The sequence below is a fragment of the Paenibacillus sp. FSL E2-0201 genome (genome assembly GCF_037963325.1).
Classification (GTDB): Bacteria; Bacillota; Bacilli; order Paenibacillales; family Paenibacillaceae; genus Paenibacillus_AQ.
Genome location: NZ_CP150154.1, coordinates 1,767,190 through 1,792,714, shown reverse-complemented (window position 1 = coordinate 1,792,714; position 25,525 = coordinate 1,767,190). Strand labels below are relative to the sequence as shown.

Annotated in this window: 25 protein-coding genes; 6 read left to right on the top strand and 19 right to left on the bottom strand. The window is 44.4% G+C overall.

Annotated elements, in window-relative coordinates; genetic code table 11:
* Nucleotides 1–106: 106 nt before the first annotated feature.
* The gene (locus NSU15_RS07990; protein ID WP_339289834.1) at nucleotides 107–934 is read left to right on the top strand and encodes an AraC family transcriptional regulator; all 828 of its coding nucleotides are present in this window, start codon (nucleotides 107–109) and stop codon (nucleotides 932–934) included.
* Between the two features lie 3 nt (nucleotides 935–937).
* Here NSU15_RS07990 and NSU15_RS07985 read toward each other — a convergent pair whose 3' ends face one another.
* Genes NSU15_RS07985 through NSU15_RS07970 form a run of 4 tightly spaced genes read right to left on the bottom strand, consistent with a single transcriptional unit; the run spans nucleotide 938 to nucleotide 5,290 of the window.
* Nucleotides 938–1,366 (bottom strand): RbsD/FucU domain-containing protein, encoded by a 429-nt coding sequence (locus NSU15_RS07985; protein WP_339289833.1) that lies wholly within the window; start codon nucleotides 1,364–1,366, stop codon nucleotides 938–940.
* Between the two features lie 12 nt (nucleotides 1,367–1,378).
* Entirely contained in the window at nucleotides 1,379–2,029 is a 651-nt protein-coding gene (locus NSU15_RS07980; protein WP_339289832.1) for a class II aldolase/adducin family protein, read from the bottom strand.
* Nucleotides 2,030–2,047: 18 nt separating this feature from the next.
* Entirely contained in the window at nucleotides 2,048–3,493 is a 1,446-nt protein-coding gene (locus tag NSU15_RS07975) for a rhamnulokinase family protein (RefSeq protein WP_339289831.1), read from the bottom strand.
* Nucleotides 3,494–3,523: 30 nt separating this feature from the next.
* A complete protein-coding gene (locus NSU15_RS07970) occupies nucleotides 3,524–5,290 on the bottom strand; it encodes an L-fucose isomerase (protein ID WP_042125401.1) in 1,767 nt (588 codons plus the stop codon).
* Between the two features lie 238 nt (nucleotides 5,291–5,528).
* Here NSU15_RS07970 and NSU15_RS07965 point away from each other — a divergent pair, with 238 nt between their 5' ends.
* Complete coding sequence (locus NSU15_RS07965) at nucleotides 5,529–6,299, top strand: DeoR/GlpR family DNA-binding transcription regulator (protein ID WP_042125399.1); 771 nt, start codon at nucleotides 5,529–5,531, stop codon at nucleotides 6,297–6,299.
* A gap of 43 nt (nucleotides 6,300–6,342) precedes the next feature.
* Here NSU15_RS07965 and NSU15_RS07960 read toward each other — a convergent pair whose 3' ends face one another.
* Nucleotides 6,343–7,011, bottom strand: a complete 669-nt coding sequence (locus NSU15_RS07960) for an SGNH/GDSL hydrolase family protein (RefSeq protein ID WP_042125397.1) — start codon at nucleotides 7,009–7,011, stop codon at nucleotides 6,343–6,345.
* A 109-nt stretch (nucleotides 7,012–7,120) separates the two neighbouring features.
* Here NSU15_RS07960 and NSU15_RS07955 point away from each other — a divergent pair, with 109 nt between their 5' ends.
* A complete protein-coding gene (locus NSU15_RS07955) occupies nucleotides 7,121–8,095 on the top strand; it encodes an aldo/keto reductase family protein (RefSeq protein WP_339289830.1) in 975 nt (324 codons plus the stop codon).
* 60 nt (nucleotides 8,096–8,155) lie between these two features.
* Here NSU15_RS07955 and NSU15_RS07950 read toward each other — a convergent pair whose 3' ends face one another.
* The gene (locus NSU15_RS07950) at nucleotides 8,156–10,831 is read right to left on the bottom strand and encodes a YhgE/Pip domain-containing protein (RefSeq protein WP_339289829.1); all 2,676 of its coding nucleotides are present in this window, start codon (nucleotides 10,829–10,831) and stop codon (nucleotides 8,156–8,158) included.
* 234 nt (nucleotides 10,832–11,065) lie between these two features.
* Here NSU15_RS07950 and NSU15_RS07945 point away from each other — a divergent pair, with 234 nt between their 5' ends.
* A complete protein-coding gene (locus NSU15_RS07945) occupies nucleotides 11,066–11,593 on the top strand; it encodes a hypothetical protein (RefSeq protein WP_339289828.1) in 528 nt (175 codons plus the stop codon).
* A 76-nt stretch (nucleotides 11,594–11,669) separates the two neighbouring features.
* On the opposite strand, the gene NSU15_RS07940 is transcribed toward NSU15_RS07945, so the two are convergent.
* Both NSU15_RS07940 and NSU15_RS07935 read right to left on the bottom strand, forming a co-directional pair.
* Nucleotides 11,670–12,635, bottom strand: a complete 966-nt coding sequence (locus tag NSU15_RS07940; protein WP_042125391.1) for a family 43 glycosylhydrolase — start codon at nucleotides 12,633–12,635, stop codon at nucleotides 11,670–11,672.
* A 12-nt stretch (nucleotides 12,636–12,647) separates the two neighbouring features.
* Nucleotides 12,648–13,925 carry a glycoside hydrolase family 27 protein gene (locus tag NSU15_RS07935; protein ID WP_076121035.1) on the bottom strand — a complete coding sequence of 426 codons (1,278 nt, stop codon included), beginning with the start codon at nucleotides 13,923–13,925 and terminating at the stop codon, nucleotides 12,648–12,650.
* Nucleotides 13,926–14,330: 405 nt separating this feature from the next.
* Between NSU15_RS07935 and NSU15_RS07930 the strand changes: the two genes are divergently transcribed.
* A complete protein-coding gene (locus NSU15_RS07930) occupies nucleotides 14,331–15,287 on the top strand; it encodes a winged helix-turn-helix transcriptional regulator (protein ID WP_042131966.1) in 957 nt (318 codons plus the stop codon).
* Nucleotides 15,288–15,371: 84 nt separating this feature from the next.
* On the opposite strand, the gene NSU15_RS07925 is transcribed toward NSU15_RS07930, so the two are convergent.
* Nucleotides 15,372–16,516, bottom strand: a protein-coding gene (locus NSU15_RS07925; RefSeq protein ID WP_339287325.1) for an IS3 family transposase whose coding sequence is annotated in 2 segments (ribosomal slippage) — nucleotides 15,372–16,228 and nucleotides 16,228–16,516 — 1,146 coding nt in all. Because the reading frame shifts where the segments join, the coding sequence is not laid out codon by codon here.
* Nucleotides 16,517–16,708: 192 nt separating this feature from the next.
* On the opposite strand from NSU15_RS07925, the gene NSU15_RS07920 reads away from it, so the two are divergent.
* Entirely contained in the window at nucleotides 16,709–16,867 is a 159-nt protein-coding gene (locus tag NSU15_RS07920; protein WP_036675694.1) for a hypothetical protein, read from the top strand.
* Nucleotides 16,868–17,042: 175 nt separating this feature from the next.
* Here NSU15_RS07920 and NSU15_RS07915 read toward each other — a convergent pair whose 3' ends face one another.
* The 10 genes from NSU15_RS07915 to NSU15_RS07870 form a co-directional block, all read right to left on the bottom strand.
* Nucleotides 17,043–17,813 (bottom strand): class I SAM-dependent methyltransferase, encoded by a 771-nt coding sequence (locus tag NSU15_RS07915; protein WP_042125386.1) that lies wholly within the window; start codon nucleotides 17,811–17,813, stop codon nucleotides 17,043–17,045.
* A 40-nt stretch (nucleotides 17,814–17,853) separates the two neighbouring features.
* Entirely contained in the window at nucleotides 17,854–18,774 is a 921-nt protein-coding gene (locus NSU15_RS07910) for a S1-like domain-containing RNA-binding protein (protein ID WP_076121874.1), read from the bottom strand.
* Entirely contained in the window at nucleotides 18,771–19,118 is a 348-nt protein-coding gene (gene rsfS, locus NSU15_RS07905; RefSeq protein WP_042125383.1) for a ribosome silencing factor, read from the bottom strand. The genes NSU15_RS07910 and rsfS overlap by 4 nt, the downstream gene beginning before the upstream one ends.
* Entirely contained in the window at nucleotides 19,115–19,693 is a 579-nt protein-coding gene (gene yqeK / locus NSU15_RS07900; RefSeq protein WP_042125381.1) for a bis(5'-nucleosyl)-tetraphosphatase (symmetrical) YqeK, read from the bottom strand. Before yqeK ends, rsfS begins: the two co-directional genes overlap by 4 nt.
* Nucleotides 19,665–20,267 (bottom strand): nicotinate-nucleotide adenylyltransferase, encoded by a 603-nt coding sequence (locus NSU15_RS07895; protein ID WP_042125379.1) that lies wholly within the window; start codon nucleotides 20,265–20,267, stop codon nucleotides 19,665–19,667. The genes yqeK and NSU15_RS07895 overlap by 29 nt, the downstream gene beginning before the upstream one ends.
* A 34-nt stretch (nucleotides 20,268–20,301) precedes the next feature.
* Nucleotides 20,302–20,595, bottom strand: coding sequence for a ribosome assembly RNA-binding protein YhbY (gene yhbY / locus NSU15_RS07890; protein ID WP_042125377.1), 294 nt, complete (start codon nucleotides 20,593–20,595; stop codon nucleotides 20,302–20,304).
* A 57-nt stretch (nucleotides 20,596–20,652) separates the two neighbouring features.
* Nucleotides 20,653–21,528 carry a shikimate dehydrogenase gene (aroE, locus tag NSU15_RS07885; RefSeq protein WP_283936275.1) on the bottom strand — a complete coding sequence of 292 codons (876 nt, stop codon included), beginning with the start codon at nucleotides 21,526–21,528 and terminating at the stop codon, nucleotides 20,653–20,655.
* 16 nt (nucleotides 21,529–21,544) lie between these two features.
* On the bottom strand, nucleotides 21,545–22,672 hold the full coding sequence (gene yqeH, locus NSU15_RS07880; protein WP_076121872.1) for a ribosome biogenesis GTPase YqeH: 1,128 nt from the start codon (nucleotides 22,670–22,672) through the stop codon (nucleotides 21,545–21,547).
* A gap of 2 nt (nucleotides 22,673–22,674) precedes the next feature.
* Nucleotides 22,675–23,196, bottom strand: a complete 522-nt coding sequence (locus NSU15_RS07875; protein WP_076121875.1) for a YqeG family HAD IIIA-type phosphatase — start codon at nucleotides 23,194–23,196, stop codon at nucleotides 22,675–22,677.
* Nucleotides 23,197–23,284: 88 nt separating this feature from the next.
* On the bottom strand, nucleotides 23,285–25,525 hold the full coding sequence (locus NSU15_RS07870; RefSeq protein WP_339289827.1) for a transglutaminase domain-containing protein: 2,241 nt from the start codon (nucleotides 25,523–25,525) through the stop codon (nucleotides 23,285–23,287).

Here is a 25,525-nt window from a genome sequence, read left to right as displayed (position 1 = left end):
TCTATAGTTTATAGCATAAAATACATCGAAATCTAAGCGGTTATTAGCAAATATGACGGAAACTTTGCATATATTAGCTTCATTATCTGAAAGGGGCAAATCTGAAATGGAACAGGAGCTAGAGCCTCCATTTATCATTGAACAAATCAAAAGAGCCGGACCCTTCAGCATGGATTCCGACCATTATCACGATACATATGAAATTTATTATTTACTCGCAGGTGAGCGCAGCTATTATATTAACAATCTAATTTATACCTTGCGCAAAGGTGATCTGATATTTATTAACAAGAATGAACTCCACCGCACCACTTCTAAGGGTTCAGCACGGCATGAGCGAATATTGATTAACTTTGAGGAGAGCTTTCTGCAAAGAACGTTGGCCAACTATGATCTGAGCTTTCCTTTTTTATCTACCCAAAGCTTGCTTCTGCGACCCGGAGTCCATGAACAAGGAGCCATCGAATATATCCTCTTCGCTATGCTAAAAGAACAAGAGGAACATCGATCACAGCAGATCCCTTATCTTCAGACACTGCTTATCCAGTTATTCATTGAAATGAACAGAGCACAAGAAATAAGCCGCGAGCCCATCGCTCCTGAGAGCAGTGAGAAGCAGCTTAAAGTCTACGAAATGATCGATTATTTACAGGTACATTATGCTGAAAAGCTTACATTAGATCTGCTATCCGAAACCTTTTTCATCAGCAGCACCTATCTTTGCCGTTTATTCAAGCAGACCACTGGATTTACCATTGTTGAATATCTAAACTACATTCGGATCAAGGAAGCCCAACGACTCTTGCAGAGCACTAACACTAAAGTCACTACCATTGCTGAGAAGACAGGCTTTGACAGCATCGCCCACTTCGGGCGGGTGTTTAAGCACATCGCCAAGTGCTCACCCCTGCAATACCGCAAGCAGAACCGCTGATTATCAAGCCTTGATTACACCTTTTTTGATAATAATATTTCCATAAAGTGCTTCTTCACCCGTTACAACAATAGCGTAGCTTTCCTTTGAACGATTATAAAAATCAAACCGCTCCTCATATTTAATCGTCGCTTCAGCGTCATGTTTGACGATAATCGATTCGTATGTCGACCAGATCACCGGCACCGTAGGATCTCCCTCAACCACAGCCATAAACGCCAACTGATGTTCCACATAATGATCAAGTGGCAGCATCTCCAATATTGCGTCCAGTAAAGCAGGTATCCCAATGCCATCATATCTTAATACTTTTGAGTGCAAGGAGTGCCCTGGATAATTCGCATCCGCGAGGACAAGCTCATCTCCATGACCCATTTCCATCATTACACGCACCAGTTCCGGAGATAGCAGCTTAGGAATTTTTTTTAACATCCAAGCACCTCATTACTTCCCATAAAAAGATCTCAACGCAACCAGCTCATCAATCCGATGCTGCGGCAGTTCTCTCTCCCCGCCAATCATACGGGTAATGAATGTAATTTTAGCCGTATATTCGAGTCTCTCCATGTTCAAATAGGCTTCCATAACATCTGTTCCCCAAGTAAGTGCGCCGTGATTTTCAAGCAGGACTGCTGTTTTTTTGCCAAGGTAAGGCATCAGTGAGTCTGGAATTTCTTCTGTCGAAGGGGTACCATATTCCGCTAATGGGATATCCCCGATCATGATAACCGATTCCGGCATCATCATTTTATCGAGTGCCTCACCTTTAATGGCAAAAGCAGTGGCATACGGGGGATGTGCATGAACCACACCATTCATCTCAGGTAGCTCATTATAAATTCTCAAATGCATTTTAGTTTCTGTTGAAGGTCTGTACCCTTCTGCCGCTTCAAGCACTTCACCTTGCAGATTTACTTTTACAATCATATGAGGCTCTAAATATCCTTTGCTCACCGCTCTGGGAGTAGTAAGAATTTCATTCTCTGATAACCGTGCTGAAATATTTCCATCATTGGCGGCGATGAAATCTTTATTAAACAGATTTCTGCCGATATCACAAATCTGCAAACGTAATTTTTGTTCCAAAATATCCATAAGTACTCTCCTCGTATCCTATTTTTTAGAGTTCTTTCCCACAGAAGGCTGGTATGTCTTAAAGGTAAAGGATTGTGCCACGAACTCTTTCCCCTCGGAAACATCCAATTTTCCCAGCGCAGCCAGTTGGACAATGATATTGCCAATTCCACTGGCCTCCACAGGCCCCGCTACGACTTCTCTACCCGTAGCATCAGCGGTGAGCTGGCATAATAGCTCATTTTGAATCCCACCGCCAACCATATGAATGATAGTGATTGTCTTGCCGGTGATCTCTTCCATTTCTTCAATCGTTCTACAGTATGATTGTGCAAGGCTCTCAAGGATAACGCGTATAATTTCAGCTTTTGTATTAGGGGGTTGTTGCCCTGTCCGCTCACAATATTCCTTAATCCGTTGTATCATCACACCAGGTGTACTGAAGAGCGGGTCATTCGGATCAATGATCGCTGGCGCCCTATTAATCGTTTTGGCTAGTTCAACCATTTCACTTTGACTAAGATTCTCTCCTGCTTTCGCCCAATTTCTTTGGAGCTCCTGCAAAATCCATAGTCCCGTTGTGTTTTTTAGCAAACGGTTAGAATTACCGAAGCAACGTTCATTTGTGAAACCATATTCATAGCTTTTCTCTGAAATGACCGGCTCAGGAGTCTCCATACCCACCAAGGACCACGTACCACAGCTTAAAAATGCTGCTTCATCCTTACGAGTATAAGGAATCGAAGCCACGGCTGAAGCCGTGTCATGTGAAGCGCCGGCGATCACTTTTATCGGTCCTACACTAAGCTCCTCTTGAATAACCGGTAGGATAGATCCAATAACCGTTCCCGCTTGGACTTGATGTGGAACCAGACTACTCGGAATTCCAAGCCTGCTCAATAATTCAGAGGAGGGTTCTCCAGAAACAGCATCCACTAAGCCGCTTGTGCTCCAGATGGTGCTCTCTGCTGCTTTAATACCAGAAAACAGATAATGAAATAGATCCGGCATCATCAAAATCGTATCCGCGTTCTCCATAAGAGAATCATTATCCTGAAAATCAGAGAACAGCTGATAGACTGTATTAATCACGCTTGGCTGAAGACCGGTCATACGGAATTGCTCTGCTGGTGAGAGTAGCGCTTCCAATTGGAGACGGTGAGCCTCCATCCTCCGATCCCTGTAATGATGTGGGGAATAGAGCATCATTCCTCTTTTGTCAATAAAACCGTAATCAACTCCCCATGTATCCACACTTAAAGACGTCAATTCTCCGTGTTGCCTAAAGGCTTTTTGCACGCCTTGCTTCATTTCGTGGAAGAGCCTCAGAGTATCCCAATATAAATGCCCGTTGATCTGTACCGGCGTATTCTCAAACCGATGAATTTCTTCCATTTGCAGCCTATCACCATCATATATCCCCAGCATAACTCTTCCGGAACTGGCGCCGAGATCTATGGCTAGAAGCTTAATCGTATCAACCATTGTTCATCACACCTGCTTCACGGGAAGATTTTAGTAGAGGGGTCCAAAGTTCTGACATGCTCTATAATCTGCTCCCTCCAGATCTTCGGTACCAAATAGCGACCACACCCGAGGTCTAAAAATACGTGATTCCTCAACGTTATGCATACTGACTGGAATACGCAGAATAGACGCCAGTGTAATCAAGTCGGCTCCAATATGCCCATAGCTGATCGCCCCATGATTTGCTCCCCAATTATTCATGACATCATACACCGATTGGAAAGAACCACTATTGGTTAACTTAGGCGCAAACCAGGTCGTTGGCCATGTCGGGTCTGTTCTTTGATCCAAGGTATGGTGAACATCTTCAGGCAGCTCAACTGTGTGACCTTCTACAAGCTGAAGAACAGGTCCAAGCCCTTTAACCAAGTTCAGACGAGCCATGGTCACCGGCATCCCGCCTTTAGTTAAATAATCTGTAGAGAAGCCGCCCCCACGGAAATATTCTTGAGAAGCCGGGCGGAATTGGGTATGGCTCAAACAAGCTTCCACCTCATCCTCCGAAATTTCCCAAAAAGGTTTAATCGCAGGTTTACCGTCGATCGTCTGCTCACCCGTCCCATCAAGAGCAGCCGAACCAGAGTTGATCAAATGCAGTATTCCGTGTGCTGCCTCACCTTCTAATTGGTGACCCGTTACACGCTTAACTGCATCTGGACTCCAAAAGGTTCGAACATCCGCAAATATTTGTGCAGTATTCGTAAGCAAATAATTGAATAGCATCGTTACTCCGTTCAGGCTATCATTCTCTGTCGCTACGATATAAGGTGAACGTTTGCCATTCCAGTCAAAGGAGGAATTCAGAATTGTCTCCATGAAATCCCCGTTAGGAAAATGATCTGTCCATTGGCGCTGCCCTTGGAACCCACCCACAATCGCATTATGGCCGTTAGCCTCTTCCTCAAAGCCCAGCTCAGCGAGAACAGGATTTCCGATCATCAGATCTCGGGCGATCAATGTCATTTTGACACAAGTCTCCCACTGCTTCTCTTTCTCATCATCACTTATTTGCAGATGCTGTGGATTATTATCGGCACCAACTTGGCAGTTTTCTTTGGTCCACGCGAGTGCTCGCTTATATTCCTCTTTATCATAAATTTCCTCTTCAAAACGTCGCACATATTCTGACATATCTATATATTCATTACGCATTCCCAGATACTCTTGGAAGAACTGTTCATTCACAATCGATCCAGCAATCCCCATCGAAACAGAACCCATTGATAAATAGGATTTCCCTCTCATTTGAGCGACAGCCAACCCAGCTTTGGCGAACTGCAGCAATTTAGTCTGCACATCCGCTGGAATCTCCTCACTGCTAGACTCCTGAACATCCTCACCATAGATACCAAACGCCGGAATTCCTTTTTGTGCATAAGCAGAGAGAACAGCAGCTAGATAGACCGCACCAGGGCGTTCCGTTCCGTTAAAGCCCCAAACCGCATGCGGGATCGAGGCGTCCATATCCATCGTTTCAGAACCATAACACCAGCAAGGAGTCACGGTAATCGATACGCCAACATTAGCCCCGGCAAATTTCTGAGCCGCAGCAGCAGCTTCTTTAACACCACCAATCGTAGAATCGGCAATGATGCATTCCACGGGGCGGCCATCCGGATAAAATAAGTTCTCTTCAATAAACTTAGCTACCCGCTGTGCCATACCCATGGTTTGAGCTTCTAGCGATTCGCGGACACCTCTTCTTCTGCCATCAATGGTCGGGCGGATGCCAATTTTCGGATAGTTTTCTATCACTGCTGTTCCTCCTCAAGATCATCATAGTATCATCGGTAATGGACCTATTTCTCCTTCATCATAAAATATGGAAACGCTTTAGTCAACATAAAACAACATATTTATAGATAAATTATGTGGTTTTATGTGGTATTAATATTATTATACTGTGGTATTATGTGAATATGAGGTTATTTCTTTGATTTATACAACAATGTAGTAAACTAGAAAGTAGATGATGATAGAGGTGAGTGAACGGATGAAAGCATTTGAACGGCGAGATTTAATCATTAATGAGCTGTATAGACAAAAGAAAGTCCATGTTGCTCAGCTGGCGCAAAAATTCAATGTCTCGGAAGAGACCATTCGGCGGGATCTGGATAAACTGGACAAGGAAGGACTTGCCAAGAAGAATTATGGCGGGGCGATCCTCAATGCCCACACGAATGAGGACCCTCCCTATGTTAGTAGACATCAGGTAAATATAGAGGCTAAACGTACGATAGCTGATCATGTTCTCCAATTAATTAATGATGGGGACAGCTTGGTGACGGATACGAGTTCAACCGTTTTTGAGGCCTTACGGAGAATTATAGAGGAGAAAAACAATCTTACGATTATTACGAACTCACTGGTTGTATTATCTGAATTTCAACACTCCGGGCAAAAGCTAATTTCCACCGGTGGAATACTAGGCCCCGAGACTAGCTCCTTCGTTGGACATACCGCCTCGCAGACTATTCAAAAATATAATGTGGACGTAGCTATATTCAGCTGTAAAGCGTTGTCTATGACTGGTGGGCTCAGCGATTCGAATGAAGAAGAAAGTGAATTGAAGATTCTTATGCAACAGCAGGCGAATAAAGTAATTCTGCTCGCAGATCACTCTAAGTTCGACAGGACTGCATTCATTAAATTATTTAGTTTCGATAGAGTGGATTATATCGTTACAGACGAGAAGCCTTCTGAGGAATGGATCGAGTTTCTGAATAACTATCATATCTCTCTTATCTATGCACCCGCTGAGTAATCAGTAGGTGCATAAATTAAGATAAGGGGAAACCTTTATTTCACTAGTCGTTTAAAAGACCGCTTTTCCCTACGATCTTCAGCCACTCCCCGGCAATCAGATCATGCCCGGCCGCTGTCGGGTGAACGCCGTCCCACAGCCAGTAGGCTGCATCTGTTCTACGAGCAGCTGCATCGAATGCTTCCTGTAAAGGAACAAACACCGCATTAAATTCTTCTGCAAGCTGCTTAACAACGCTCTGGTAATGCGTAATTTTAGCTTCCCATTCTTCCCATTGTTCTGCCGGAGCTCCGGTATTTAGAATAAAAGGCTCACACAAGACTAGCTTCGTTTGCGGAAGTACTTCCCCAGTTTCTTCAAGCACGTGACGGTACGCACGTTCAAAACGGTCCGTTACACCGCTTGGTTCCCCTTTCATTGTTCTCCAAAGATCATTAACACCAATCAAAATACTAATGATATTCGGCTGAAGGTAAATCGCATCCTCATTCCAGCGTGCATACAAATCGGAGATTCGATCCCCACTTATCCCACGGTTATAGAATACTAGATTCTGCTCAGCCTGTTCATTACCTAACTTGCCACCAATGATATATGCATAGCTATGTCCCAGAATATGATTGGGATCTTCATCACGACCACGGTTCCCGTCAGTGATAGAATCACCCTGAAATAAAATCACTTTTTTTGCTTTAGAAGTTGGACTAGTCATTACTATGATTCATCTCCTTGAAATCTTCTTTTACATGAAACATTCAAGTTGAATGTTCCATAAGATACAAGTAAAGTTAACATATACAACTCAAGGAGGGAAGAGAAATATGAAATACAGAAGACTTGGCAATTCAGGACTAAAAATCAGTGAAATCGGCTTAGGCAGCTGGCTTACATATGGAACAGCAGCAGAGCAAAAGGCTGCAGACGCCTGCATCAGCACAGCTTTTGAATGCGGTATCAATTTCTTTGATACAGCTAATGCCTATAACCGAGGTGAAGGTGAAAAAGCAATGGGCGCTGCTCTTCGCGCTTATGAAAGATCATCTTATGTGCTTAGTACCAAGGTGTTCTTCCCCATGGGAGACGATGTAAATAATCGCGGTTTATCTCGCAAGCACATTATGGAGCAGTGTGAAGCTAGCCTTCGCCGCTTAGGAACCGACTATATTGATGTTTATTTTTGTCATCGCTTCGACAGAGAGACGCCTGTAGAGGAAACCTTGCGCGCGCTTGACGACTTAACTGCACAAGGAAAAATTCTGTATTCTGCAGTAAGCGAATGGAGCGCGGCCCAGATTTCTGATGCCGCTGGTATTTCACGCAGACTAAATCTGCGCCCACTTATTTCTAATCAGCCCATCTACAACATGTTTGAGCGGTACATTGAAAATGAGGTGCTTGAGGTATCTCAGCGCGAGGGTCTTGGTCAAGTAGTCTTTTCTCCACTCGCTCAAGGAATTCTGACCGGCAAATACAAACCTGGTCAACAGCCTCCAGAAGGAACCCGCGCAGCGGATGATTCGGTAAATGGAGTCATTCGCAGCTACTTCCGCGATGATGTACTGACTGTTGTCGGACAACTGGATGAACTAGCCAACAGCCTTGATTTGAAGCTGTCACAACTAGCGTTAGCTTGGACCCTGCGGCAACCTGGTGTAAGTTCTGCAATTATTGGAGCCAGTAAGCCAGTGCAGGTGGAAGAGAACGCCAAAGCTGTTGATGCCGTTTTATCCCTAGATACTTTGGAGAGAATTGAAGAGATCCTAAAGCCAGTAGCCGACTTCGCTCCAGCAAGATGATCCAAAAGAGGTTGTACCAAAAGCCATAGTAATTGGCTTAGGTACAACCTCTTTTTTTCCTTAGGAGATCAATTTGGATTCTTCGGCTTTCTCAGCCGCCTTATCGATATAACGCTCCAGCGGCTTCTTTAATGTTAGCGCCAGTAAGAGTGCTAGTACACCGAATAGGATCAAATAAAGACAATCGCGAATCGCCACTTCCGGCAGAATCCCCCCTACCGCTTCCCGCATTAGACTAATCGCATAAGTAAAAGGCATAAACGGATTCAACATCTGAAAGAAATGCCCTGTTGTACTGATTGGAAACGTACCGCCAGAGCTTGAGAATTGAAGTACCATAAATACGATCGCTATCCCCTTCCCTACATTGCCGAATACGGAGACCAGCGTAAATACAATCGTCACGAATACGATACTAATCAATACTGCAAAAAGGACAAACCACACCTTATCCACCACATAACATTTCAGAATAAAAATATTGCCAAGTACAGCCACCAGCGCTTGAAGAATCCCAACCGTAAGAAACGTCAGCAGTCGTCCAAAATACAATTGATATCGTTTGTACACAATCCCCTCCGTATCCACCCCCGTACGAAGAAGTGAGATAAGAAGTGTACCGCCCACCCATAAAGAAAGTACAACATAAAAAGGAGTCATAGCCGACCCATAGTTCGGAATAGGATATAACTTATTCTCTTTTAACACTACCGGATTGGCCAAAAAATCACTCTTGCTCTTAATATCCCCTCCGAGCAGCTCAGCAATTTCTCCCAGATCCACTTCATCTTTGATCTGACGAATGGTAGCTGCTGCTTTACGAATCGAATCTTCCAGGATTGGAAGATCATTTCGCACCAAGTCCGCTGCGACCGCCACCCCCTTATCCGCACGGGGGAGGCCTGTACGAATCAGATCAGAAATCTGATGCACGCGTTCCTCTACAGTCGGCAGATCCTGACGGACGAAATTTGCGGCTTGTTGTATCTTTTCCCCTGCGGCAGGCAAGCTGCTCTGAATAAGTGGAAGTGTATCGCGAATAAAAGCACCAAAGTTCTGTGTCTTATCTGCGACACCACTGGCTGCTGTATGTACCGCTTCACGAATCGCTGGTAAGTCCTGCTGTAGACTAGCCAAGCTTGATTGTCCGAATTCAATCGCCGACACGGTTTCTTCAAGTAGGGTACCCAGCGCAGATAGACGATCTGGAACCTGCTCCAGTGCTGTAGCTGTAGTCTCAGCAGCCGTAGTTAATTGCTCTAATGTATTTTTTATAGCAGGAATAGTTGCCGTTTCATATCTGGAAATAAGCTTAGCAACGGCTGCGTTCCCTTCATCAGATTTAAGGCCCAATTGCTCAACATTACTCGGATCAGGCTGACCATCCTTTTGAAGATCCGTTGCCAAGGAATTTACCAATGTAGTCTGTCTGCTCAAGGCATTGTTTACATCCTTTAAAATGCTGATCTCCGCATTAGGCACTGTTCCTGGGGAGAATGTATTCAGTGCCGATAACAAAGAAAGCGTATGATCAATTACGCTACTTCCCGATGCTAAGTGAGCGGATACTAACTCAAGTTGCTCGCTCACCGCTTGCGGGTCTATATCCTTCCCCTGCAACTGTTCAACAAGTTGAACTACTGTATTCTCTGTTTTTTGCAGGAGGTATATATTTTGTTTGAGGGCGGCAGGTACTGCTTCAAATGCAGCATTACTCTTCTCTAAAAATTGCTGAAGCTCCAGAACAAAATCATTTCCAGCGGCTGCAATCTTGTCGGCCTTAGGTAACGCAGTTAGGGCAGTATTAACAATCTTGTTGGCTCCAGCAAGACCTTCAGCCGCCTTATCCATGATTTGTTCAACTTCGCCAAAATGATTATCGAGTTGAACGATTAGCTGTGCGGCTTGTTCAATTTTGGGCAGCTTATCCTGCAGTGCGTCTAAATGATCTGCAGCATCGGCAATTTGCGGCCAATGTTCAGCTATTTTTTCTAAAGCTAGGCCCGCCTTCTCTACCTCAGGCAGTTTGTTCTCCAGTTTAGAGATACGCTCTGCTGATGCATGAATTTGTGGCCAATTCTCCTCAATTTTCAATACACTTTGGCCTGCCGTTTCAATCTCAGGAAGACTTGCCTCTAGTTTAAACAAACCTTTTTCTACCTTGCGTATAATAGGCAGTTCCGATTGGAACTTTGCATCAATTTCCTTTAAAGCAGTAAATACCGTTTCGCTAATCGTTTCCGTAAAATTCTCACTGATTTGCGTAGTGATTGAAGAGGCGCCTTTATCCGTGATTTTTGGAGCAATCGCATTTATCTTCTCATTGACGGTGTATTCAATTTCTGGCTTCACGATCCTGCCTTCAAGGATTCCCGTCATTCGCTTTGAGAAATCAGCAGGGATAACAATACTGGCATAATAATCTCCACGTTTCACGCCGTTATGCGCAGCTTCTGCATCTACGAAGGTCCAGCCTAAGTTTTTATTATTCCGAAGACTGTCCATCACGTCATTGCCGATATTGAAGCTCTTATCCTTCACAGTGGTTCCTTCATCCAGACTGGTTACAGCAATCTTAATGCCAGAGGTGTTACTGTAGGGATCCCATACTGCTGCAACATTAAACCAATCATATACAGAAGGTAATACTACCAAAGCAGCGATCAGGAACACGGCCACAGGAACCTTAAATACGTTGCGCCAGTCGTTCCTATAAATCCGCCATATTCCACCCATTCGTTGCTCCCCCTCATCTGTATGTTTTGACATTTTAATATGCCCGAGGAGACAAACATTTACTATCATTTTAGTGGATTCATGACCGCAATTGATTTTCAGAAATATTTTTAAAAAAATGCAACAAAACCTGCTCCTCAAACGTAATAGAAGTAGATAGCCCGTTTAGGAAAAAACGTAGCGGGTAATAAGATATATACAACCTTTTTACATATCTCAAGGGGGAGATTTCTAATGTTTAAGAAAAAGTCAGCGTATGTGTTACCGGTTGTTGTTCTATTGTTTCTTTCCCTAATTACTACTGCTAGTACCGTTGGAACACGAGTGGATGCGCAAGATAGTGGCAAGACTCAGCAACAGACGGTATATATCCATAATATTCAATCCGAAAATGGCAAGCTTTCCATTACAGCCGATGAAATAAACTGGTATCAGGGTGCTGATGCTGACCGAGTCTTTGCTGAAAGAGACCCAGAAGGTGCAGCAGAAATTGGCGGAGCTCCAGACGGCTACTATGTTGTTAATGATGTTGATACACTGACAACCTATCCGATAGCGGATAACGCAACAGTCACCATGCAGATCTATGATCACACTGGCAATATTGACGACCTAGACATTCAATGGAACGAAGCCATTACCTTACAGCAATTTATCGATCAATTTAATAACACGGATATCTTAGATTTAAGCCAGTTCCCTTATCACCTTACGATTCAGGACGGCGTAATCACTTCCATCGTACAACAATATATACCTTAAACAGCATCTCATAAAAAGAGGGTTTACCTAGCGGCCATTTACGTGGCTTATAGGTAACCCTCTTTTTAATAACGAATTATTTATTTGCGGCATCCTTAACAGGAACTCCAAAATTCGGTGTGCCATCTTCATTCCAATGGAAAACTTGTGCACGAGTATGACGGTTTGGATCATATAGAGGATCGCCAGTAATTTCTTTATAATTGCGGCAGTGGTAAATGAGCACATCTTCCCCATTTTCATTAACCGTAAAGCTATTATGGCCTGGACCGAATTGTCCATTTTCTTCATTCGTTTGGAAGACAGGATTCGGTAGTTTAGTCCATGAAGCTGCATCAAGAAGCTCGCTGTCTTCATCCGCTACCAATAATCCCATACAGTAGTTAAAGTCGGTAGCACTCGCCGAGAAACTGATAAAGATACGTCCGTTGCGTTTCAATACTGCTGCCCCTTCGTTTACTTTGTACCCAATAATTTCCCAGTCATGCTCAGGAGTCGCAATCATAGTCTGAGGACCTGTTAGTGTCCACGGATTGCTCATTTCAGAAATATACAGATTAGAATTCCCCTCAATATTCAGGTCCTTCTGAGCCCATACATAGTACAGTTTTCCTTTATGCTGAAACGTAGTTGCGTCCAGCGCGAACGATTCCCAAGCGGTCTTCACTTGGCCTTTTTCTTCCCATGTTCCTTCTAAAGGATTTGCAGATGCATTCTCGAGCGCAAACATCCGGTGATCGAACAAACCATCTGTCGTCTCCGTCGTGCGGGCTGCGGCAAAGTAAATGTACCACTTTCCGTCAATGTAATGAATTTCCGGCGCCCAAATGTTAGCACTAAGCGGACCCGTCTCATACTTGCGCCATACTACAACTGGTTCTGCTGTAGTCAATCCTTCGATCGTTGTCGATCTTCTAACTTCGATCCGGTCATATTCTGGAACAGAAGCGGTGAAGTAGTAATAACCATCCGTATGTTTATATACCCATGGATCAGCACGTTGCTCCACCAATGGGTTGTTGTACTCTCTACTCGTATCCATACTCTCTCTCCTCTAGATAAGCTTTAGCAATACTGATCCATGCGGTGGAAGAACCTGCGTAATCCCTTCATTAATAACCTCCAGGTCGCGGCTTTGCCACAGATCACGGATCGTTCTTGGAATTGAAACATTAAGCTGTTGGAACGGTACCTGAAGCGTTGATTCTTCATCACTGAGATTAAACAATGCTACATAATGGTTTCCTTGTTCATCCTCAGAAGTCCAGATCGCATACTTCTCATTCAGATCCATCTGTCTGCCACCCTTACCAAAACGATGCAGATGAAGTACTTCCTTATTGGTTAACAAAGATAATGTCCACTCATCATTGTCTCTAAGCTCTCCCCCAAACATTAAAGGGGAACGGAAAATCGTCCAGAGCGTCATCATGGTAACCTGTTCCTCAGGAGTAAACCGTGTAAACCGGTCTCCCCCGCCATCAACGGAACGAATCCCAAGATGACCTAGCGGCAGCATATCACAATCCGGCCAATGGCCTGGCTGAACGTAGGGAGCCCACTTCTCACACCGCTCGAACATTCCACGCAGCAAATGCCAATGATCCCAATAATCGTCGGTCATTCTCCACAGGTTAGCATGTTCAGCTAAGTGTTCAGCCTCTTCTACTGGAGCAGGTCCAGGGGAAAGACTAAGCACCATCTCGCGACCGCTGCGGTCGATAGCCTTACGGATCATAGCAACTTCGTCTTTGTGATACCCATAAATACGTGAAGCAGCAATATCATCCACTTTCACATAATCTACACCCCAACTTGCATACAGCTGGAACAGAGAATCATAGTAAGCCTGACTGCCTTCTTTAGAAGCATCTACTCCATACATATCTGTATTCCACGGACAAATAGAATTGGGATGAGCGATATCACGTGCAGTTTGCTTAGATCCTAGTATGGCACTGGCCGAATGAACAGCCTGACGTGGGATTCCGCGCATAATATGTATGCCAAATTTCAACCCTAGACCATGTACAAATTCAGCCAGTGGAGCAAAACCTTTGCCACCCTTTGCAGAAGGAAAACGATTCTCTGCCGGTTGAAGTCTGGAATACTCATCCATGACCAGCGGTACAAAATTGCGATATTGTGAGGAGTTCGCTCCAGGCTCATACCACTGAATATCCACAACTACATATTCCCAGCCAAAATCCTTCAAATGAGTGGCCATATATTCGGCGTTGCCTCTTACCTCTTCTTCATTAACACTAGCTCCGTAACAATCCCAACTATTCCAGCCCATCGGTGGCGTTGCAGCTAACATAATGATTTCCACGTCCTTTTCTAAGTCTCACTCCTAGCTCCTACTCTTATCTCTAATCACAAACCATAAATTCAGCATCGGCCATTTTGCCTTCTTAAGGATTAATAAGCATTCAATTTCAGTTTAAAAATAGCATAGACAAAAAGACTTGTAAATATATTTAATTAAACCTTTTTATATTATTATAAAATTAATAACAAAAGTGACGAAATTTCCGTTAAAAATCAACCTAAATCGTGAATTTAGTTTACAATTATTTAAATTTAACTGCATTAAATGCAAAAACAGGAAATAAAACACCCGTATTTTTTGTTTTTTACAAAATAAGGAAGGATGCTTTATTTATATGCTATATTAGTTTATAATTTCATAAAACAGTATTCATTTATGATCCATTTGGAAGAAGGTATTGATAAAATGATCTATATTAAAGATTTAATGAGTGGTCTTGAAATTTTCAAAGCGCTAAGCTCTGAAATCAGAATCCTCATCCTCGAACTTTTAGCTACCAATCAAGCACTAAACCTGAATGAAATAGCCAAAAAACTGAACCTTAGCAATGGCGCAATTACGATGCATATTAAAAAGTTAGAAGAAAGCGGTCTCATCGAAATAAACACATCCGTAGGCAAACATGGTATTCAGAAGGTCTGCTATTTGAATAAAGATAAGCTTATTGTTGATCTTCGCAGCAAGGATGTTGATAATCTCTATGAAGTAGAAATCCAAGTAGGACATTACAGCAACTATCAGGCCGTTCCGACCTGCGGACTCGCTACTAAAGACAGTATTATCGGTGACTTCGACGAGCCCCGTTATTTCGCAGATCCTCAGCGGATTGAATCCGAGATCATTTGGATGGCAGAGGGCTTTCTCGAATATAGAATTCCGAACTATCTTAAAGCTAATCAAACGTTCCGCGAAATCCAATTCTCGATGGAGATCGGCTCTGAAGCCCCTGGATCTAACGATAACTATCCCTCCGACCTTTATTTCTACTTAAATGGAATAGAAATCGGATACTGGACTAGTCCGGGAGATTTCGGAGACACCCGAGGAACGTTTAATCCAGACTGGTGGCCGCCACATTTAAATCAATACGGTATGCTCAAGCTGATCCGTATTAATAATGAAGGTAGCTTCATTGACGGCTGCCGAATTTCTGACGTAACTCTGGATGACATTCAGTTGGATTATAAGAGCGAGCTTACTTTCCGGATAGCTGTAACGGACAAGCCTGTAAACAAACGCGGGCTCACCATTTACGGTAAACACTTCGGCAACTACAGCCAGGACTTACTCGCGCGTGTCCTATATGATGTACATGAAGTAGAAATTGGCGCTTCTCGTACTGCCGTTACCTTATCAGAGTAAAATTACTGCTAAACAAAAAGACCTTAGAACCAGTAATGGGACTGACCCCCGTTTGTGAGACAGGGATCAAAACACCTTACAAGTTTAAGTAGCCAGTCGCCGGAAATCCATCGGTGACTGGTTATTTAGTTTCGCTTGAATTCGAAATGAGTTATAGTAAATGATGTAGTCTCGAATGGTCTCTACAACGATTGCAGTCGTTGTAGATGTGAGATCTTCGAGGTAGAACGTTTCAGACTTTAGGGTGGAATGAAACGATTCAATGGGGGCATTATCAGCGGGCGTTCCTTTACGGGACATGCTCATGGTAATGCCTTTTCCTTTTACAGCTTCCTGGTACGCAAAGGACGTATACACGCTGCCCTGGTCGCTATGCAGCAACATCTTTTCCTGCTTTGGAAGTTGATTTAACGTATCCAACACCAAAGAGGTATCTTGTTTATCTGCTATACTGTAAGCCACAATCTCACCATTGTACAAGTCTAGAATGCTGGAGAAGTACAACATCTTCCCGCCAAATGGCAAATAGGTAATGTCCGTGACGAGTTTTTGCAGAGGTGCTTCTGCATGAAACTGTCGCTTGAGCAGATTTTCAAAGGAGTGTACAGATTGCCCAGTCACCTTTCGTTTTTTCATCCTCACGCGGCACTGAAGCCCCTCACACTGCATGATCCGCTGGACTCGCTTGTGATTTATACTCTGCTCTATCCGAAGGAGCGCCGTGATTTTCCGGTACCCGTAGCGGAATTTATGACGGATGCAAAGCTCCCGGATTTTCTCCACCACTTTGTCTGTATGCTTTGTCCCCACAGCTGCTTTCCAGCGGTAGTAAGTCGTTCTTGCGATTCCGAGCCATCTACAAGCCTCAGACACCGTCACTTCGTTTCGAATGGATTCGATCCAGGCAATAACGGCCTCTGGTTCCACCTCCTCTCCAACTCCTCGTACTTTTTTAGCAGTTCTAATTGTTGTTTTAAGAATCGGTTCTCTGCCTTTACTCTTTCGAGCTCCGAAGAGTCCTCCGGACCTTTTCCATAGCTGTACTGTTTACCCACCGGCTGCTGCAAACGATGCCGTTCACCATTTCGATTCCATCTCATCCATGTCTTTAGCTGTGTCTTATTCCGTATTCCGAGCTGCTCCATAACCTCTTTCACAGGTACGCCTGCTAATCTCATTTCTATAGCTTTCATCTTTATTTCCACGGGATAACTTACTCTGGTTGCCAATGCAAAAACACCTCCAAGATGATCTCCTTATCTTACGACAAGGTTCCATTCTTTTGAAGGTGTTTTGATTTGTCTCACGTTATGGGGTCAGTCCCTAATAACTGGTCTAAGGTCTTTTTAAGCTTTGTATATTTTTTTGAGTTTGATCCATAATAACCTTGTCTCCCAAACCACCGAGAAGGAGTGTTTCGAATGCGTGAAGGTCTAATTCCCGCTGTTCTTGGAACCGTCGTAACCGCTTCTAGCGCCGCTTTTCTTGGAAGCAAGTATAAGATGGCAGCAACAGGCGTACTTGGATTTGGTCTGGCTCATGTCGTATTGGGTGCCATTGATCTGTTTGAGCATCGGTAAGGATTGGAAGATGCCGGGTGGCATAAACACTGCCCGGTTTTTTTGATGTTCACATATTGGCGAGAACATTCAATGGAGCATACGGACGAACCACACCGAACCCATAAAAAGAAGGGCCCTCCCATCAGCTATTTTCATAGCTTTTGGGACAGCCCTTCTTAGTATTTCTGAATATTCATTTTATAGCAATATAAAATAAACGTTCCGCATCATCATCCGCCTCTATCCACTCGAAATCGGCGTAAGTCTTCACTTCACTAAATCCAGCCTTAAGCAGCTCATCCTTCATCCACTGAGGATCATAGGCACGCTGAATATGTGTTTCTTCGAAACGGCGATATACATCACTCCGTCCCTCTTCCCGCGCGAAAATGGACAGATGATGTTCTATCTCACGGCGTGGAACATCCATTTCACAAGTCCAAATATAAGACACCGACGGTTCGTCCAGAACAAAGGGCTGCTCTTCTTCATAACGGATTAGTGTGTTTGGATGATGAACATCGAACAGAAAGGTACCGCCTTGCTTCAGTCCTGCAAAGGTACTAGCAAAGACAGCTCTGATATCGTCTTCTTCCAGCACATAATTCAGACAGTCACAGAAAGAAATCACAGAATCCACAGGCTCTGGAAGCTCCCATTCCTTCATGTTTTGTCTAATCCATCGAACACTACCTTCGCGCAAAAAGCGCCGTCCATGGGGATGCTCCTCCATTTTGCGCTGTGCCACTGAGAGCATATCTGAAGATAGATCGATTCCGGTCATATGATACCCTGATCCTGCCAAAGGAATGGTGATACTCCCTGTGCCGCAGCCAAGCTCAGCCACGGTTACAGGCTTACCGTATTTGCTCCATGCGGTTTCAGCAAAGGAGATCCAGTCAGGATACGGCATATCTGCCATGAGCTCATCGTATACATAAGCAAATTTCCCATAGGAAGACACTAGTACACCGCTTTCTATTACATCATTTAATATGATTCTGTTATTCAGAGGTTTCTTTATTTCCCTCGGTTGAACCTTCCTCTTCCTTAGGAGCAAGATACGTCCAATTCTCTTTTTGGGTAATATGGCCTTCCTTCATCAGCTTTCCAAGCGCACGCTTAAACGCTGATTTGCTAATTCCGAAACGCTGCTTGATAATGTCGGGTGGTGTTGCATCCGAATAAGGCATCGCTCCACCCGGACGGGCATGTAAGAACTCCAAAATCTTGGCAGAGTCTACATCCATGCCTACCTCTTTACGGAGACCCATAGAAAGGTTAACACGACCATCTTCGCGAATATGGGAGACACGTGCTTCGAACTGTTCTCCAAGACGCAGTAGACGACTCCGTTCAGAGGAATGGACCATTCCGATAATACCAAAGCCTAAAACCCCAGCATCTACAAGAACAAAAGTCCCCATCTGCAGCGGTTTGTACACCCGGGCTGTTACAGTCTGTCCCATCCAGGATTCAGGTGCAGGAAGTGCTAGCGGAGCTAGTTCCTGCTCTCCGGCTAATTTAGCACGAAGACGCCCCTGTTTATCATGTTCCATAATCGCATACACATAGTCACCGATCTGAGGGCGCAGCTCTGGAAGCTCTGGAAGCTCACGAATGGGCAGCAGAAGCTGCCGTCCAAGGCCCATTTCCAAGAAGCAACCTAGACGCGGATGAATATCAGCTACTTCCAATAAAGCCATCTCACCCAACGTTAGAAACGGTTTCTTCATCGTTGCCGCAAGACGATCCTCGGTATCAAAGAAGATAAAGACTTCAACTTTATCGCCTGTCTTAACCTTCTCGGTAAGCTCTGTATAATGCAGCATAACATCCTGATCTCCTGCATTCAGGAAAAATCCGTATGGGGAAACTTCTCTTACTACATTAAGTGTAACTGTAGTTCCTGCAATCAGGCTCATACAGTCTCCACTACCTTCGCATCCGACCACAGACGCTCGATATTGTAATATTCACGTTCATCGCGGTGGAAAATATGAACGATAACATCCCCAAGATCCATCAGCACCCAGCGTGCTGAATCCATTCCTTCAATCCCCTTGATTACGCCGCCTGCTTCATGGACCACTTTGCGGACTTCGGTAGCAATGGACTGTACTTGGATATCCGAATTACCATGACACACGATGAAGTAATCACTAATCGGTGAAACAGTACGCAGATCTAATGCCACTACGTTCATTGCTTTTTTATCTTCCACAGCCTTAAGGGCCAGTTCTAACAGCTTGCTTGGTTGTACACTCATATTTTATCCTCCAATATTCTAACTAAATCATTACGTGCCAGTACCGTTAACGGAAAGATTACTCGGCGTTTTTCCAGTAACAAACTAATCGTAGAATCAAATCCCGCAACTAGTCCTTCTTCCAAACTTACTTTTGCCAGCTTACGTATCTTATCAACCCCTGGAAAATCGCGGCCAGGCTCGATATAGTCGGCGAGACAGACAATTTTCTCAAGTAAACTCATGTCTTCACGACCTGAGGTGTGAAAACGGATCGCATTCAGAATATCTGGATCTGTGATCCCATAATCATGCTCTGCTACAAAGGCACCTACTTCCGAATGCCACAACTGCTTGTCATGATTCAGAAGATTCAAGTTCAGATGATTCTGCTCGATAATCTCCTTCATTCTCTCCACAGGCCAATACTTGGCCACATCATGCAGAATTGCCGCTGTCTCCGCACGCTCAGGATCAGCGCCATATTGCTCCGCTAGTTGAATGGATGACTCCATGACGCCCAGTGTATGCTTCCAGCGTTTAGCAGGCATTTGTGTTGAAACCGCCTCAATTAGAGCTTCGCGACTGTATGCCATACAATCCACTCCTTTGAACAAAATCGAACACTGCCTCAGGTACCATATAACGAATGGATTTGCCCGCTGCAGCCCGTTCTCTTAACATCGTTGACGAAATATCAACCAGAGGCATATCTGCTAACAGCACTTTTTCTGCGATATATGTTGGCAATGCTTCTAGATCAAGAGGTGTTCCCGGACGACCTACGCCGATAAATGTAAGCCGCTGCACAAGCTCTTCAATCTCGTTCCATTTCGGTAAATACTGGACCATATCCGCTCCAATGATGAAATAAAGATCGAAATGCGGATACGCCTCTTGCAGCCGTCTTATGGTCTCGTACGTGTAGGAAACGCCACCTCTGACAACTTCCCAGTCTAATGTGCGAAAAGCTTCATGATTCTTTATCGCTTCCTGCACCATTGCCAGCCGATCAGCTCCAGATACTCCTGCCTCATGTTTATGAGGCGGAATATGAGAAGGCATAAACCATACTTCTTGAAGTCCATAAGTTTCTCTAGCTGCTTCCGCTGCCATCATATGACCGATATGAAGAGGATCAAAGGTACCTCCCATAATTCCAACTTTCAAGAGGACGACCTCCTCGGTAGTATGCTTTCAGGTATTAGCGTGGCAGCTCAATGGTTTTGTTATCACGTGATTCCTTGTACAGTACAATGGTCTTGCCGATCACTTGTACAAGCTCAGAACCCGATTGTTCGGCAAGTAGCGCGCCGATTTCCTTGGGATTCTCAATATTATTGCTCAGTATACTAATCTTCATTAGCTCACGCTTCTCAATAGCTTCTTCAATGTGACGTACGAGGTGATCGTTTACTCCACCCTTACCCACTTGAAAAATAGGATCGAGATGATGAGCCAATGAACGAAGATACCGTGTTTGTTTACCAGTTAACATAAATGAATAACTCCTTAATTAACATATATTATTACCCTAAATTGATGAATCCATTTCTTACTCTTTTCCACCCAGACAATGGAGTATAGTCTGTCGCATGATTTCCGTAGGAGCTGGTTGCCCTGTCCAATACTCCAATGCATAAGCTCCCTGATAGACAAACATCCCGAGGCCTCCATGAATCGTACAGCCCCGTTCAAGTCCTTCTAACAATAGCCGAGTATGCAACGGATTATAAATCAGATCACTTACGACCATGCCTGCACGAAGCAGTCCAGGGTCTATCGGTGTCTCATCCATATGAGGATACATTCCTACGGAGGTAGTATTGATCAGTACATCAACACCATCCAGCATTTCCGCCACTTCGTCCATGCTAATCCCGATGACATTCCCTTTGCCTTGGCAATCTGCAGCCAAGTCCCGTGCCTTATCAGCACTCCGATTAGCGATAAGGATAGAAGAAGGCTTCTCCTGAAGCAGCGCAGCAACAATTCCTCTTGCTGCTCCACCGGCTCCAATCACCATAATCTTCGTATCTGACAAATCAGAAATGGCTTCCGCTTTAAGCGAACGTACATAACCGATTCCATCCGTATTATATCCAGTGAGTATCCCGTTATTATTAACAATCGTATTGACTGCACCAACGGCTACCGCACTTTCATCTAATAGATCCATATGAGCCATCACCGCAACCTTATGCGGAATCGTCACATTTACCCCACGGAACCCAAGCGTGCGAATTGCCTGCACCGCATTCTCCAGATTCTCCGGAAGGATATGAAGCGGCACGTAAGCACCCGGAATTCCCAGTGCTTTCAGTGCTGCTTCATGCATAATAGGAGATTTTGATTGTATAATAGGATCTCCCATTACACCCAGCAGGATATTCCCGGTATTGTAGTCCTCGGTTGCAGTTATCAAAGACACTGTAATAGCCTCCCCGTTAGATCATCGAAGGGCGGGTAAGCACCTTCACGCCACGCGGAACGTGGATAGCCACGACTGCGCCTTCTGTCCCGTTGACCTTAATCCATCCCAAACCTGAAATATAGAGATCGCTCCGACTGCCTTTATTAATTCGGAACTCATGCCGTTGCCATGGTGGCAGCTTGTCCATCCGATCACTTCCTGGAGGGGACAACATTTCACCTCGATGGTCCGCATAAAGAGAATCTGCACGTTCCAGCTTCGTACGATGGATTTTTAAAGTACCGCTAATAAAGCAAGTGAACGATTGATGCTGACCTTGCACGAAATCAAAACGTCCCAGTCCGCCAAAGAATAGCGTCTGTCCTTCATTCAACTGATAGACAGCAGGCTTCAACGGATTGGCAGGCATAACTGCATCCAAATCCTGACGTTCAACTAGTTCACTATAACGCCATGGATACACAATCCCTGGCGTATCTATAATATAGTGGCCATCATCCAGTGGGATTTTGACCGTATCGAGTGTTGTGCCAGGGTAACGCGAGGTGGTTAACTCCTGCTCCAAATCACTATAGTCCGAAATCAAACGGTTGATAAGCGTGGATTTCCCTACATTCGTAGCACCCACTACATAAACATCACGTTGACCACGCAGTTCTGTTACAGCTTCCAGCAAACGGTCGAAGCCTTGGTTACGTTTCGCACTACAAAGTACGATTTCAGCTGTCCGCAATCCTTCTTCTTTACAGCGTTGCTGCATCCAGTTACGCAGTTTATTCCAATTCGTAACCTTAGGTAGCAGATCACATTTATTGACTGCAAGAATAACTGGGTTATTACCGACAAACCGCTGAAGGCCGGAAATCAAGCTGCCTTCAAAATCGAAAATGTCAACAATATGAATAACAAGTGCATTCTTCTCCCCTACCCCACTCAGCAAGCGAAGAAATTCATCCTGGTTCACAGAAACAGATGAAGCCTCGTTATAATTCTTAATCCGGAAACAACGTTGGCAAATCACAGGGTCCCGATCTAGTGCGACTTCCGGAAGGTATCCTGGTTGATCCTTATGCTCCGTCTGAAGCTTAATCCCACAACCGCTGCACTTCTCAGGACGCTGTGTTTCACTTTGTTCGTTCATTACTATTTATCCTCCTCGTGCCACAATCCTTTTTTACGAAGCCGTGTCAGAGCAACTCGCTCTACCCGGCGATTAAATCTTGTGCCGAACCCTTCATCCTTAACGGAGATTGGCAGCACCAATACGGTATACAGACCAAGCCGATTGCCGCCGTATACATCTGTAAGCATTTGGTCTCCCACCACAATCGTTTGCTCCGGTGGCAACTCCATCTGCTTCATCGCTTTGAGAAAAGGAGCATTACTCGGTTTACGAGCCTGATGCACAAATTCAATATTAAGCGGTGTAGCAAAGCGTGACACCCGATCCATGTTGTTATTGGATACGATGATGAGCTTAAAGCCCACTTCCTTCACCTTCTCAAACCATAACAACAGCTCCGGAGTAGCCACAGGCGCTTTGGCACCGACCAGTGTGTTATCCAGATCCGTAATGATTCCACGGTATCCCTGTCGATACAGCTCTTCTAGAGAAATATCGAATACCGTCTTCACCCGGAGTTTGGGAACTAACATTTCAAACAATACGTTCACCTCGATTTCATACAAAAAACTATAACATACTCCATGCGCTACGCAAATAAATCTATATCAATGATTTACTGCAATCGCGCTATTTCTTGGATCTAATCGTTCTCCGCAGCCGCAAAGCTTCAGTATACACGCTCTGCCAGTCTTTGTCTTCAATAACATCAGGGCTATACTTCGCTTGTTCAAACATCGTTAGCAGTGATGAAAGATGATTGGCCACAGCGGGGCGTTCCTGACTCCAGCGGACTACGGCTTCACGCAGTGTTTCATGTTCTTCTTTCATTATTCCCTTACGATGCAAATACCTTACCCAGCGCTCAGTTTCCGCCACAACTTTCTGATCAGGTGTTAATGGACGACCCATCCGCATCTGTTGAATGAAGAAGCGAAGCTTAAAGCGCATATGCCAAGTATTAATAATTGTCCAGGAAAGCAGTACAACCACTGCCGCCAAAACTACCCATAAACCTACATGTAAGCCTTGATCTCCTTGTGTATTAGTTACAGGTGCTGGTGTAGGTTCTGCTGCATCTTCTTGATCTTCCGGATCTGTTTCAGGTATTTGCTCATTCTGAGTCAGAAGAGGCACATTAAATCCCGGAGTAGCTTCAACCGGAATCCAACCATACTCACCAAAATAGACCTCTGCCCAAGAATGGGCATCTGCATTGGTAATCGTATAGTTATTGTTCGCTGCACCCGCCTGCTGCTGCGCCGGATTCATAGGCATTTCTGGCTGTTCCCCAGGTGCATACCCCTTAACCCATCTTGCAGGAATGTTAAGGGACCGTGCCATAGTAACCAGTGCCGTAGAATAATAATCACAGTAGCCTTCCTTCAGCTCAAACAAAAATCCATCCACAAAATCCTTACTTGAAACGCGTGATATATCCGGCTTGTTGGTATATGGAAAGGTTTGTTGTAAGTATTGTTGCAAAAGCGCTGTTTTTTCATACGGTGTTGTTGCTTGTGCTGTAATTTCCTCGGCCAGTTCCTTAACCCTTTGAGGGAAATCGTCAGGTAGCTGAAGGAAGCTTTCCTCCAGATCATTACCTTTGTATAGCTCCTCATAGGTCTTCGCTGTCAATTCCTGAACAGGAATGACAGGAACTTCAGAAGTCACCTCAAAGCTCGAAGGATAATCGCGGTTCTTCCCATTAATATCCCATAAAAGCTCGCTATCACGATCTCTCCAAAAAAGACCTTTTCCAGCTTCCTCATCATTTAACGAATCCACCGATGTAACTGAATACGCACCGAACAACACAGGAAATTCATTATTGTTAAGCACTCTAACCGTTTGTTTCAATGTTCGGGTAGTGACCTTAGGGGCAGCATTTTGCTCCAAGAGTTTACCTGTCTCCACTTCTTCTAAAGGTCCCCGCTTCAATCGATCCTTATCCGTCCATCCGCTTCCGGAGTAGATCCTGCGTGTCTCTCCACGCATATAAATCCGCAAGTCCGAAACCACTGTCATCACCGGAGTATAATCGAAGTTAAAGCCCCCACCCAGATTATCATCATTCAGACTGTAGCCAGACGAAGTATTATTAATAGAGGAGCTTGAGCCCGTATTGGATTTCGATGTTCCAGTTGTGCTCTTACCAGAAGACTTTCCATTTCCATTCCATTCTTGCCATGCTGTATATGGATCCGTCAAAGTAGGCCTTACATCCGGCATATTCACACCGATTAGGATAACCAAAGAGAAGACGATTGCGATATTCATGACTATTTTCGAGGGATATTCCATCAAATGTACCCATCCACGCGGATAATGTAGCTGAAAACTTCTCAGGTGCTGGCTGACAAGCCATCCCATACCCGCAAATACCGTCCAAGCCACTTCTTGCCACAATACAATAGACGTAAAGGAATCAAGGGCCGCCAGCGCTACAATGTTCATTCCAATAAACCATAAGATACGCTTCTTCGAGGATACCCACCAAGACGAAAGCAACAGCAAAGCAGATGCACCAATTGCAAACCAGATATACGGCACCATATGAACACTAATATCCTGGAGCCTATCTGCAAGGGTTAATGCCCATGGGTCAGGAACATAAATCCCATAATTAGTAATGGTTCGATAAACGATATAGATAATAGCTACTGCTTCCATCAACAGTCTAAACTTAACTTTAACAGGGATAAGAATTTCAATGACTGTAATCGTTATTAAAGCAGCCCATACAGAAGCAGTGGTTTGATTTAACCAGATGGGTTCCGTATAAGAAATCCACTGCTGTGCAATAATCAATAGCCAAAATAGGCCAATGGAACGGTGCCAGGAGAATTTCATCTGATTCCACCAGGTTCTCAT